Source organism: Caballeronia telluris (assembly GCF_001544495.1).
GTDB lineage: Bacteria > Pseudomonadota > Gammaproteobacteria > Burkholderiales > Burkholderiaceae > Caballeronia > Caballeronia telluris.
The window spans coordinates 165,204-176,589 of record NZ_FCNZ02000002.1 but is presented as its reverse complement, the minus strand read 5'-3'; the positions used below and the strand labels follow the sequence as shown (position 1 = coordinate 176,589).

Annotated in this window: 11 protein-coding genes; 1 reads left to right on the top strand and 10 read right to left on the bottom strand. The window is 66.0% G+C overall.

Annotated elements, in window-relative coordinates:
* Positions 1-13: 13 nt before the first annotated feature.
* From AWB66_RS03780 to AWB66_RS03760, 5 genes are all read right to left on the bottom strand, one after another.
* Positions 14-1,384, bottom strand: coding sequence for an MdtA/MuxA family multidrug efflux RND transporter periplasmic adaptor subunit (locus AWB66_RS03780; RefSeq protein WP_087628942.1), 1,371 nt, complete (start codon positions 1,382-1,384; stop codon positions 14-16).
* 354 nt (positions 1,385-1,738) lie between these two features.
* Entirely contained in the window at positions 1,739-2,569 is an 831-nt protein-coding gene (locus AWB66_RS03775) for an IclR family transcriptional regulator (RefSeq protein WP_087628941.1), read from the bottom strand.
* Positions 2,570-3,001: 432 nt separating this feature from the next.
* Entirely contained in the window at positions 3,002-3,802 is an 801-nt protein-coding gene (locus AWB66_RS03770; protein WP_087628940.1) for an ATP-binding cassette domain-containing protein, read from the bottom strand.
* Positions 3,802-4,722 carry an ABC transporter permease gene (locus AWB66_RS03765; RefSeq protein ID WP_407642264.1) on the bottom strand — a complete coding sequence of 307 codons (921 nt, stop codon included), beginning with the start codon at positions 4,720-4,722 and terminating at the stop codon, positions 3,802-3,804. The genes AWB66_RS03770 and AWB66_RS03765 overlap by 1 nt, the downstream gene beginning before the upstream one ends.
* Before the next feature lie 86 nt (positions 4,723-4,808).
* Positions 4,809-5,840 (bottom strand): sugar ABC transporter substrate-binding protein, encoded by a 1,032-nt coding sequence (locus AWB66_RS03760; RefSeq protein ID WP_407642263.1) that lies wholly within the window; start codon positions 5,838-5,840, stop codon positions 4,809-4,811.
* 701 nt (positions 5,841-6,541) lie between these two features.
* Here AWB66_RS03760 and AWB66_RS03755 point away from each other — a divergent pair.
* Positions 6,542-7,456, top strand: coding sequence for a LysR family transcriptional regulator (locus AWB66_RS03755; RefSeq protein ID WP_087628938.1), 915 nt, complete (start codon positions 6,542-6,544; stop codon positions 7,454-7,456).
* Positions 7,457-7,460: 4 nt separating this feature from the next.
* On the opposite strand, the gene mdcH is transcribed toward AWB66_RS03755, so the two are convergent.
* The 5 genes from mdcH to AWB66_RS03730 form a co-directional block, all read right to left on the bottom strand.
* Complete coding sequence (mdcH, locus tag AWB66_RS03750) at positions 7,461-8,399, bottom strand: malonate decarboxylase subunit epsilon (RefSeq protein ID WP_087628937.1); 939 nt, start codon at positions 8,397-8,399, stop codon at positions 7,461-7,463.
* Positions 8,400-8,438: 39 nt separating this feature from the next.
* Positions 8,439-9,206 (bottom strand): malonate transporter subunit MadM, encoded by a 768-nt coding sequence (gene madM, locus AWB66_RS03745; RefSeq protein ID WP_087628936.1) that lies wholly within the window; start codon positions 9,204-9,206, stop codon positions 8,439-8,441.
* Positions 9,207-9,220: 14 nt separating this feature from the next.
* Positions 9,221-9,616 carry a malonate transporter subunit MadL gene (madL, locus tag AWB66_RS03740; RefSeq protein ID WP_087628935.1) on the bottom strand — a complete coding sequence of 132 codons (396 nt, stop codon included), beginning with the start codon at positions 9,614-9,616 and terminating at the stop codon, positions 9,221-9,223.
* An 89-nt stretch (positions 9,617-9,705) separates the two neighbouring features.
* Positions 9,706-10,533 (bottom strand): biotin-independent malonate decarboxylase subunit gamma, encoded by an 828-nt coding sequence (gene mdcE, locus AWB66_RS03735; protein WP_087628934.1) that lies wholly within the window; start codon positions 10,531-10,533, stop codon positions 9,706-9,708.
* A complete protein-coding gene (locus AWB66_RS03730) occupies positions 10,530-11,381 on the bottom strand; it encodes a biotin-independent malonate decarboxylase subunit beta (RefSeq protein ID WP_087628933.1) in 852 nt (283 codons plus the stop codon). Before AWB66_RS03730 ends, mdcE begins: the two co-directional genes overlap by 4 nt.
* Positions 11,382-11,386 lie beyond the last annotated feature (5 nt).

Below are 11,386 nucleotides of genomic sequence, written 5' to 3'. Positions count from 1 at the left end.
CGTCGTCCGGCGGTCATTGCGGCTGCTGCTGGCGATGACGCCCGCCGTGATGCGCGCCCGAAGCGCCGGACGCCGCGCTGGCGGCCGTCGCCGCCGATGCGCCGGAAGCGGCCGAAGCACCCGAAGCACCCAGAGCACCCTTCGCCTTGTCGGCGGGAATCGTGATCTTCGCGCCTTCCTTCAGGCGGTCCGAACCGTCGATCACCACGCGCTCGCCGACCTGCAGGCCGCTCTTGATGCTGGTGCGCTCGCCGTCGACCGGACCGGTTTTCACCGTGCGCACGGTCACCGTGTTGTCCGGCTTCACCACGTAGACGAACGCGCCCGACGAACCGTTGAGCACCGCCGAAGTCGGCACGATGGTCGCGTTCCTGATCACGTCGACGAGCAGTTTGGTGTTCACGAACTGGTTCGGGAACAGCATGTTCTCCTTGTTCGGGAAGGTCGCGCGCAACTTGACGGTGCCGGTCGTGGTGTCGATCTGGTTGTCGACCGTTTCGAGATAACCGGCTTCGAGCGCGGTCGTGTTGGCGCGGTCGTAGGCGGTCACGGACATCTTCGCGCCCGCGCGCATCGGCTTCATGATCGCCAGCAGGTTGTCTTCCGAGGTCGTGAAGATGACGCTGATCGGCTGCAACTGGGTGATCACGACGACACCGTTGGTGTCGCCGGTCGTCACGTAGTTGCCCGGATCGACCTGCCGCAAACCGACGCGCCCCGACACCGGGGCCGTGATGCGCGCGTAGGTGAGATCGAGCTTGTAGGTATCGACGTTCGCCTGATCCGACTTCACCGCGCCTTCGTACTGCTTGACGAGCGAGGCCTGCGTGTCCACCTGCTGCTTGGCGATGGAATCCTGCGACAGCAGCGTCTGATAGCGCTGCAAGTCGAGCCGCGCGGTCTGCAAGAGCGCCTGGTCTTTCGCGAGCGTGCCCTGCGCGTTGCGCAGCGAGATTTCATAGGGACGCGGGTCGATCTGCGCGAGCAGGTCGCCCTTCTTGACCATCTGGCCTTCCTGGAACGCGACGTCCATCAGCGTGCCGTTCAGTTGCGTCTTGACCGTGACGTTCGCAAGCGGCGTCACCGTGCCGAGCGAATTGATGACGACGGGCATTTCCCCTTGCACGACCGTCGCCACGTGCACCGGCTGCGGCTGGTTGGCGAGCCCCGTGCCGCCACGCCGGCCGCCCGCCGGCGAGCCGGCCTGCTGCGCATTCGACGCGTCGTTGCGGCTCCACGGATGCCACCACGCGATCGCCCCGGCGATGATCAGGAGTGCCACGACGAGCCACCCGAAACGGCGGCGCCGGGCGGGACGGACAGCGGTGGGAGAGATCGGGGAGTCGGTCTGCGGGGGCGTCGGAGAGTTTTTCTGGTCGTCCATCGTTCGGTGGCTTGGCGTAATTCGGTGACTGGCGTTGAAGCGAAATTCGATGCCCGGTGCGTGCTGGATTATTCGCGCGCCGGTCTGCGGGAGGGGCGGCTCGGGCTCGCGGACGCAAGGCGCCGGCGAGCCTCGGGCGAGCCAATCGTGGTGAACCCCGGATGCGCCCGGGACGGTTCTCTGGAAAGCTTTGAAAGCAGGGCCCGGTGCGCGCGAAGCATGATGCTACGTCCCGCGCTTCGTAACAGTCCAGCTATCTTTCTTTCTGTTGATTACGAGTGTTACATCGCGTGCGGGAGCGGCGCGGGCCGGCCACGGCGCGTTGCAGCCGGCGGGCGAGACGGCCGGCGTTGCCTAGTCGCCGATCTGCGCGGTCGGCGCGCCGCCGATCTCGTCGACGATCTTCGCGATGCAGTCGAGCAGCGCCGGCGCGACGCTTTCGATCAGCGTCTCGCGCGGACACTGGTGCGCGGCGCCGCCGCAATTGACCGCGTAGCGCTGGTCGGACGGCCCGGTGAAGCCGGCCGCGACGGCGTTCAGGCCGTGATGCCATTCGCCCGTCGAGATCGCGAAACCGAGACGCCGCATGTCGTCGAGTCCGGACTGCAAGCCGCCCGCGACGGCCGGCCAGTCGTCGCCGGAAGCGGTCTGCACGCTCGCGATCAGCGTCTGCCGCTCGGACTGCGGCAGCACCGCCAGATATGCGCGGCCGACGGCGGTCCGGCACAGGTCCATGCGACCGCCCACGTCGAGCCGCGAGACGAGAACGGCGGAGCGCGGCCGGATCGCGTCGATCACGACCATCTCCAGCCGGTCGCGCACCGCGAGATGCACGCTCAGGCCCGTCAGTTCGGCGAGGTCGATCAGGAAAGGACGCGCGCGGGCGCGGATGTCGAAGTTGCGCAGAAAACCGTTGCTCAGTTCCAGCACCGACGCCGTCAGCACGAAGCGCTCGCTGTCCGGCAGACGGAACAGGAGCCCGGCGCTGACGAGCGTCGCGGTGATGCGCGAGACGGTCGGCTTCGGGATGCCGGTCAGTTCGGTCAGTTCGCGATTGCTGACGGGCGCGTCGGCAGCGGCGATCCGGCGCAGGACGTCCAGTCCGCGAGCGAGTGCGGTGACCTCTTCGCCGTCCTTTTCCCTCGGCTTTTCCCGACCGACCGGTCGATTCTCACTCTTGTTCATCGTTTTTTCAAAACATCGTTTCGTTTCTATTCAGCAACCTTGGATGCCGCGCGAACTCTTCGTCAATCTTTGCAGCGCATGCAATGCTCGTCCAAAGGTGCACGCAATGCGACACTTTTCCATTCTCCGCGTTAGGCGCGCGCAAGTTGGGCAGATGCCCATGGCACGAAATTTTGCTTGACTTAGGCAGCATAACCAGAAAAAATGGAACCCAATTTCGAAAGTGCGTTGGGCGCTCATGAGCGACCGGCAGTTTCGAAAAAGGGCTCTCAGGTTCTAGCACGGCCCTCGGAATGGCTAGAACTTTTAAGGCGCTGCGGCAACGCAGCGCCTTTTTTTTGTCCGCAAGGTTTGCGCGACGTCCGGACTCAGCCGTCAATAGTCAAATCCTATCATCCGCTCGTGCCCGGACGCGGCGAACGGCACGGAGTCTCAACGCGCGAGCGTGTCGCGCATCGCACGGTATTCGCGCCGCACGATATCCATCAGCTCCGCCACCGACGTGTTCGCGCTGCGTTGCTCGTACGTCACGCGGCCCCGTTGCATCAGCATGATGCGGTCCGCGATGTCGAGCGTCTGCGCATAGTTGTGCATGATCATGATGATGGACAGCCCGCCTTTTTCCTTCAGACGCATGACCAGGTCGATGATCAGGGCGGCTTCGCGCGCGCCCATCGCCGCGAGCGGTTCGTCGAGCAGAAGGATCTTCGCGTTCGAATACACCGCGCGCGCGACGGCAATCGCCTGGCGCTGTCCGCCCGAGAGCCGCTCCACCGGCAGATCCACCGAAGGCACGTGCACGCCGATATCGTCGAGACACTGCGCGGCGCGCGCGCGCATCGTCTTGTGATCGAGCAGGCGGAACGGTCCGCGCCGGACGATCTCGCGGTTCAGGAACATGTTGTGGTAGATGCTGAGGGAATTCGCGAGCGCGAGGTCCTGATACACGCATTCGATACCGAGCGCGCGCGCATGGTCGACCGAGCGCAGCAGCACTTCTTCGCCGTGGACGTGGAGCGCGCCGCTCGTCTGCTGGTGAAAGCCCGTGAGGATCTTGACGAGCGTCGATTTGCCCGCGCCGTTGTCGCCGAGGATGCCGAGTATCTCGCCGCGGCCGAGCGTGAGCGAGACGCCGTCGAGCGCCGTCACCGCGCCGAAGCGTTTGACGAGCTGGTCGCCGCGCAACGCCGGGGCGCCGGCGGTCGTTGGCGAGGCGGCTTGCGATGCCTCCATCACGGGCCTCCCTTGCGACGGATGCGTCCGATATGAATGTTGAAGATCATCGCGGCGAGAATCGCGGCGCCGAGAATGATGTTGAAGGTGAACGCGTTGATGCCGATGAGCGTGAAGCCGTCGTTGAGAATGCCGAGCACCGCGGCGCCGAGGAGCCCGCCCACGATCGTGCCGGAGCCGCCCGTGAGCGGTGTCCCGCCGATCACCGCCGCCGCGACAGCCAGGAACATGATCTGGTTGCCGCCCGCCTGCGGGTCGATCGACGTGATGCGGAAGCCTTCGAGGATGCCGGTGAAACCCGCGAGCACGGCGGCGAGAACGAAGTTGCCGAGGCGCAGCCGGTTCACGTGGATGCCGGCCTCGCTCGCGCCGAGCGGATTCGCGCCCGCCGCCTGCGTATGCAGGCCCCAGCGGGTGTGACGCAACAGCGTGTGCATGACGGCCGCGATCACGACGGTCCAGATGATCTCGCTATAGCCCCACGCGCCCATGAACTCGGCGAAGGTGGGAGAGCCCGGCGTCGCCGCCGGCGTGCCGCGCGACAACGTGAGCGTGATCCCGTTGATGAGAAAGAGCGTGCCGAGCGTCGTCACGAAAGAGGGCAGCCGCAGCCACACGGTCACGGCGCCGTTCACGAAACCGATCACGGCGGCGGCCGCGAGACCCGCGCTCACCGCGAGCCACATCGGCGCGCCCGCGTCGTTCGCGAACACCATCATGAACGGCGCGAACGCGAACACCATGCCAGCCGACAGATCGATGTCGCCGCCGATCATCAGCATGATCTCGCCGAACGCGATGATCGCCACCGGCGCGATGAACTGCGACAGATTGACGAGACTCGCGTTCGTGAGCAGGAAGTCGTGATTGGCGAACTCAAAATAGGCCGCGAGCAGCACGGCCACGAGCAGGATGCGCAACTCGGCGGCCCACTGGGCCGTCCATGCGCCGCGCGGCCGCGGCGGCGCGGGCGTGTCCGCCTTGCGGGGTTCGTTCGCCACGTCCGTCACGACTTGATGGCGCCGCTCATCGGGACGATTTGCGGCTTCGCGGTCTTCCCTTCGAAGCGCGTCGACGTGTTGAGGTACGGCTCGACGGTGCTCTTCGTCACGAACTTGAGGCCCGTGTTGATGTTCGCAGGCCCGACGAGTCCGCCCGAGGCCAGGAACACGAACGCTTCCATCACCGTATAAAAGCCTTGCACGTACGGCTGCTGATCGATGGTGAAATCGAGGAAGCCTTCGTGAATCAACTGAATCGTCTGCGGCAGCAGATCGAAGCCGCCACCATGCACGCCCTTCGATGGCAGGTTCGATTCCTTCATCACTTGCGCGACGCCTTGCGTGCTGCCCGCATCGACGGCGAACATGCCTTTCAGGTCCTGATGGCCGAGGTAGAACGACTTGATCTTCGACAGCTCTTCGTTCACCGTCGCCCCCGTCGCGACGGTCTGGATGTCGATCTTCTTGCCCGACTTCTTGATCGCGTCGCTCGCGCCATCGAGACGCGGCTGGATGTTGAGCTGACCCGGCGTCGCGATGAACAGCGCGACGAGGCCGCTGTCGACGATGCTCGCGATGCGCTCGCCCATCTGGTAACCCGAGAGATACAGGTCCTGCCCGATGTACGCGAGGCGCGGACTGGTCTTGCCGCGCGGCGCGTCTGCGTTGTAGGCGAACACCGGGATGCCCGCGTCGAGCGCGGCCTGAATCGGTTTGTCGAACGCGGACGGATCGACGATGGGCACGGCGATCGCATCGGCTTTCGCCGCGATCGCGGAGTTCACCGCGCGCACCATTTCGCCGGCGTCGGACGTGGCAGAGCCGGTCCACTGGTAGTCCATGCCGAGCATGGAACAGGCGTCCTGAATGCCGTATTGAGTCGGCACGAAGAACGGGTTGGTGGTGACGTGATTGACGAACACGATCTTCCATTTCTTGTGCTGCGGGAACGCTGCTTCCGCAGCCTGCGCCGACGAAATCAAACCGCCCGCACCGCCCAGCAGCGAGAGCGCGGCGCCGAGCCCTGCGCCCTGCATGAGGCTGCGTCTGCCGGTGCTGAACGCGCTGTTGTCGTCCCTTTCGATATGGTTTCCTGCGTCTTCCCGATCCTGCGCCATGTCACCCTCCGAGCTTGTCTTGGTTGGTCGTTCTGGTCGATTCATCGTCGATCGCTTTCAGATAGCGGGCAGCACCTTTCGATCAACCGAAGCGGCGTTCACCCACAAAACGCGCGAGGGACGCGCACGTCCCTCGTGATAAACGCATTGCGTCGTCACGTTCCGGCGAAGCCGGGATGGATTGTCTGCGGCCCGTGAGCGTGCGGAAGGCGAAGTCGATGTCCTTCGCGTCTTTTGCACGCAGCGGCATGGTGCGAATGGGTCTGTCTGATGCGTGTTTCGGATGCAGCGCGAAATTGACTTCTTCTATTCATGGCGCTCACGCAGGTGGGCTCGTCCCGGCCATCGCGCGCGAAATGTTGTGTCATCCCATTCTGTGGACAGCGGCCGCGCGCCCTGGCTAACCAGACGAACTATATGCAGCGTCCCCCCGCGTTTCGATTAGCGTTTTCCCGGTGAAGCCCGAAGGGCGGGACAGGGCGTGGACCGTTCGCGCACGGCGAATCGCGGACGCCCGGCGCATCGCCTTGAGGCGACGAGCAGGCGATGCGGGATAAACGCTATTGGTCCGGCGCAGTCGCGAGCCGATAATCGACGGTTTCGACCGTTCCCTGAATGAGATGCGCGACCGAATCGACGACGAGATCACCTTCCGCAAGCTGGAGGTCCTGCTCGCTTTCATGGAGACCGGCAATCTGGCGAAGGCGGCCGAGGCGCTGAACGTGAGCACGGTCAGCGTGCACCGCGCGCTGCATTCGCTCGAACAAGGCGTGCGCTGCGCGCTGTTTCGCCATGAAGGGCGCAATCTGAAATCGACGGAAGCGGCGCAGATGCTCGCCGATGTCGCGGAGGAAGTGCTCGCGCTGATGTCCGACGGCATTCGCGCGACGCGCGAAGCCGCGGGCTATTCGTCGGACCGGCTGAAGATCGGCTCGCTGTACTCGCTGACGATCCGGACGGTGCCGGGTATCGTCGTCGATATCAAGGTGCGCCGGCCGACGCTGCACGTCGAGCTCGTGCTCGGTCCGAATGCCGAGCTGCTCGACAAGCTCAAGCGAAGCGAAATCGACGCGGCGCTGATGGCGTTGCCCGAAGCGGAGCCCGAGATCGAATCCATCCCGCTTTTCGAAGACGACATTTTCTTCGCGGCGCCCGCCGGTTCGCCGTACGCGAAGCAGGAAGCCGTCGATCTGCGGGACTGCCGCGACGAGACGTTCGTCTCGCTCGGCGAGGGGTTCGCCACCTATCACGGTTTCGTGGACGCATTTCGCGTCGCGGACTTCACGCCCAACGTGACGATGCGCACCGGCGACATCTTCTCGCTGATGAATCTGGTGAGCGGCGGAGTCGGCTATACGCTCTTGCCGGGACGCGTGCAAGGCGTCTTCGGCGACAAGGTGCAGTTCATCCCGCTCAAGCCGCAATACCTGATGCGCCAGACCATCGGCGTCAGTTTCCTGCGCGCGCGCGAGCGCGATCCGAACCTGCTCGCGTTGATGGCGGTCTGCCGTCTGCGCACGAGAAGCGCTGGCTGAGTGTTCACCGCTCGTCGCGTGTCTTTTCCCGCTCGACGAGCGCGCCCAGGTCCGGCAGCGAGACCTCGCTGCAACTCACCGCGACGCCCTCCGCGAAGATCGCGCTAGCGAGCCGCGTCAGGACGGTTGATGGCGGCATCTCGATCGCGAGGCGCGCGCCGCGCTCCCACGCGAGTCTCATCGTGTCGTGCCAGCGCACCTGCCGGGCCATGTTGCCCGCCAGGTCGGCGGCGATGCGCGGACCGTCGAAGAGCGGCCGCGCGACACTGCTGCTCAGGTAGCCGATGCGCGGGGCACGCACGTCGATCTGTCGGAAGGCATCGGCGAGCGCGGCAGCGGGCGCGTCGAGCAACGCGCAATGCGACGGCACCGCGACGTCGAGTCGCTCGCAACGTTGCGCGCCGTGTTCGCTTGCGAGTGTCGCGAGACGGTGCATCGCGGCGTCGCTGCCTGCGACGACCATCTGCGTGTCCGCGTTGATGTTGGCAAGGAAGACGGGACCGGCGTCGCCGTTCACTTGCGCGATCAGCCGTTCGAGCGAGCGCTGGGTCATGCCGGTGATCGCGGTCATGCCGTAGCCGCGCGGATACGCCCGCTCCATCGACTGACCGCGCAGGGCGACGAGCCTCACGGCGTCGGAATAGGCGAGGGCGCCCGCGATCACGGCGGCCGGATACGCGCCCACCGACAACCCCGCCACCATGTCGGGCTCGTGGCCGTGCGCCTGGATGACGCGCGCCTGCGCGACGCCCGCGATCAGCAGACAAAGCTGCACAGCGACCGTGGAGCGAAGCGATGGCGCATCGTCGAGGGACTGAACGTCGTAGCCGAGCGTGTCGCTGGCTTCTTCGAGCGCGTGCGCGGCTTCCCTGTGCGCCGGCAGCGCGTGCAGCATGCCGACGCGCTGCGCGCCCTGGCCGGGAAACGTGAATAGCACGCTCATGATGCTTCGGCGACAGACACCGTCGTTCTCCCCGGCGCGTCACGCGCCCATCAGCGCCTTGGTCGCGAAGAACAGCAGCGACGGTCCGAGCAGGCAGCCGACGCCCGTGTGGAACGTCGCGATCAGCGCGCCGTACGGAACGAGCCGCCGGTCGGTGGCGGCGAGTCCCGCGCTAACGCCGCTCACCGTGCCCGCCAGCCCGCCGAAGATCATCGCGGAACGCGGCGTCTTCAGCCCCATGAAGCCCGCGGCGAGCGGCGTGCCGATCATCACGATGATCGCCTTGATGAGGCCCGTCGCGATGCTGAGCGCGATCACGTCCGAGCTTGCGCCGATCGCCGCGCCCGTCACCGGTCCGACGATATACGTCACGGCGCCCGCACCGATCGTGGTCATGCTGACCGCGTCGGTGTAGCCGAACGCATGCGCGATGCTCGCGCCGACGATGAACGGCAGCACGGTTCCGAGCAGCAGCGACACCACGCCGATCAGCCCGGCCTTGCGCGCTTCGGTCGCCTGCACCTCGAAGGCGGTCGCGACGATGGCGAAGTCGCGCAGCATCGCGCCGCCCATCAGGCCGACGCCCGCGAAGAGCGGCAGGTCGGCGAGACCCTTCTGTCCGGCCGTGAAGGCGCCGCCGAAATAGGCGAGCACGAGGCCGATCACGATGGCGATCGCCGAGCCGTGCACGCGCCCGAACGTGAGCTTCTTCGAGATCACCGACGACACCCACATGATGAGCCCCACGAGCGCGAACGCCGTGACGAGGCCGTTGTGGATCAGAACCTTATCGATCATTTGGAACATGGCGGTCTCCGCGTTCAGACTTCTTCAAGTGTCGGGGCATTGGCAAACGACGTGCTGTCGCGGCCGGTGCGTGAAAGCACGGCGATGCAGACCGCGCAGGACGCGGCGGCGCCGAGCGCGGAGAGCAGCGCGACGGGGCCGCCCTTGAGCGCGGCAACGACGTTCTGGTTCGCCGCCATCGCCACCACGACCGGGATGTACATCGCGCCCCAGAAGCCCACGCCCGCTTCGGTTTCCTTCGGCAGCAGGCCCTTTCCGTGCAGATAGAGGCGCAGGAAGATCAGAAGCAGCATCGCGATGCCGACGCCCCCGACATTCGTCTTCACGCCGATCGCGACCCCGAGCAGGTCGCCGAGAAAAAGTCCTGCCAGATGGCAGAACGCGAGCAACGCGGTTCCATAGATGATCATTTGATGTCTCCTTTCATAGTCTGATTGGCTTCTGGTGAGCCGGTGTTTCGACGTGCCGTGCTTTACGTGCTTTACGTGCCTTAGGTGCTTTAGCGCCATGCCTCCCGCAGCTTGCGGCGAACCGTCGCCGAGGCCGCGCGGTGCGCGCTGCCGAGCCGGCTTTCCAGTCCGCGGGATGGATCGGCGCGAATATCGTCGAAGGCGGCTTGCAGGGTCTTTTCGACCGTCGACTGGTCGGCGCCGGTGGGCGCGTCGGCGTTGCTCACCGAGAGCAGCTTCCAGAGCAATCCGAGCGACGCGTAGTTGTCGATGTCGTAGGCCATCGGCGGCACGCGCGCCGTGAACGCTTCGAGTTCGGCAACCGAGCGCAGCGTGACGCGCGCGGCGGATTCCTTGCCCATCGCGTGAACCATGACCTGCGGATCGGCGAGCGCGATCAGGCGGTTGGCCTGATAGCCGTGCGCGAGAAACGCACCGGACATCGCGCGCCCCACGATCAGCCCGATCACCGGATGACCGGCGAGACGCGCGCTTGCGTAGGCATCGGCGGCACCGGCGAGCGCCTGATGGATGCCGTACGCTTCCTCGCGCCGTCCATACGCCTGGCTCGCGACGTCGATCACGGCGACGATCGCGCGTTTTCCAACGCGCTCGTCATTGCGCCCGGCGTCGGCATCGACGGCTTCACGCACCGCCCGCGCGACCTCCCACGCCTCGACGAGACCGACCTCGCCGTTGCGTGCGCGCGGGAACGGGTTCTCGGGATCGGGCACCACGGCGATGAAACGCGCGGGATGATCGCCGAGCCGCGCGTCGGCGACGCGCACCGAAGGCGGATAGCCCGCCTGCAACGGCGCGCTGTAGGTGAGCGCGTCCAGCCAGACCGCGCCGCGCTTCGAAAGCTCTTGTGTGCTCATGACTCGAACCCCTTGCCGTAGATGGCGGCCGTTTGTTCCGGCGTGGCCTGCACGCCCGGATCGATGTCGGCAAGCCGCGCCAGAAAACCCGCCACGCGTTCGCTGCGGCATGCTCGCGGACGCCCGGCGCGAAACCGCTCGATGACGGCCGTGCGGATCGCATCGGCATCGTCTTGCGTGTACACGTCGACGAGCCCCGTGCGATGCCGTTGCTCGCAACCCGTGAAGCTCCAGATCATCGGGCGGTCCCGCGAATCGAATTCCGCGATGCCCGCTTCCTGCTCGATCACCGTCGGTCCGTTCAGCCCGAGCCGCGCTTCGCGCGTGCCGATCAGATAGCTGCACAGTCCCGCCGCGATCGACATCCCGCCGTAGCATCCGATCGGACCGGCCGTGATGCCGATCACCGGCTGATAGCGCCGCAAATCGACGATGCCCGCGTGGATCTCCGCGATGGCGGCGAGTCCGAGATTGGCCTCCTGCAAGCGCACGCCGCCCGTCTCGAAGAGGATGACGGCGCGCGTCGGGATGCCGTTCCGGTTGTCTTCGGCGGCGAGTTCCAGACTGCCCGCGATCTTCGCCGCCGACACTTCGCCCATGCTGCCGCCCTGAAAGGCGCCGTCGATGGCGAGCACGACGGCGGGCTGCCCGTCGATCGTGCCCTTTGCGACGACCGTGCCGTCGTCGGCCTGCGTCACGATGCCTTGCCGTGCGAGCCACGGCGAACTCACGCGCTCGAACGGATCGAGCAGTTCGCTGAAGGTGCCTTCGTCGAGCAGCTTCTTCGCGCGGCTGCGTGCGTCCAGTTCGATGAAGCTCTGGCGTTCGAGCAATTGCTGTGTGTCCATGACGT

What these genes read in the sequence shown, in the direction of transcription:
- AWB66_RS03780 (WP_087628942.1), bottom strand. Translation starts at nt 1,384, where the DNA reads ATGGACGACCAGAAAAACTCTCCGACGCCCCCGCAGACCGACTCCCCG.
- AWB66_RS03775 (WP_087628941.1), bottom strand. Translation starts at nt 2,569, where the DNA reads ATGAACAAGAGTGAGAATCGACCGGTCGGTCGGGAAAAGCCGAGGGAA.
- AWB66_RS03770 (WP_087628940.1), bottom strand. Translation starts at nt 3,802, where the DNA reads ATGGAGGCATCGCAAGCCGCCTCGCCAACGACCGCCGGCGCCCCGGCG.
- AWB66_RS03760 (WP_407642263.1), bottom strand. Translation starts at nt 5,840, where the DNA reads ATGCAGGGCGCAGGGCTCGGCGCCGCGCTCTCGCTGCTGGGCGGTGCG.
- AWB66_RS03755 (WP_087628938.1), top strand. Translation starts at nt 6,542, where the DNA reads ATGCGCGACCGAATCGACGACGAGATCACCTTCCGCAAGCTGGAGGTC.
- mdcH (WP_087628937.1), bottom strand. Translation starts at nt 8,399, where the DNA reads ATGAGCGTGCTATTCACGTTTCCCGGCCAGGGCGCGCAGCGCGTCGGC.
- madM (WP_087628936.1), bottom strand. Translation starts at nt 9,206, where the DNA reads ATGTTCCAAATGATCGATAAGGTTCTGATCCACAACGGCCTCGTCACG.
- madL (WP_087628935.1), bottom strand. Translation starts at nt 9,616, where the DNA reads ATGATCATCTATGGAACCGCGTTGCTCGCGTTCTGCCATCTGGCAGGA.
- mdcE (WP_087628934.1), bottom strand. Translation starts at nt 10,533, where the DNA reads ATGAGCACACAAGAGCTTTCGAAGCGCGGCGCGGTCTGGCTGGACGCG.
- AWB66_RS03730 (WP_087628933.1), bottom strand. Translation starts at nt 11,381, where the DNA reads ATGGACACACAGCAATTGCTCGAACGCCAGAGCTTCATCGAACTGGAC.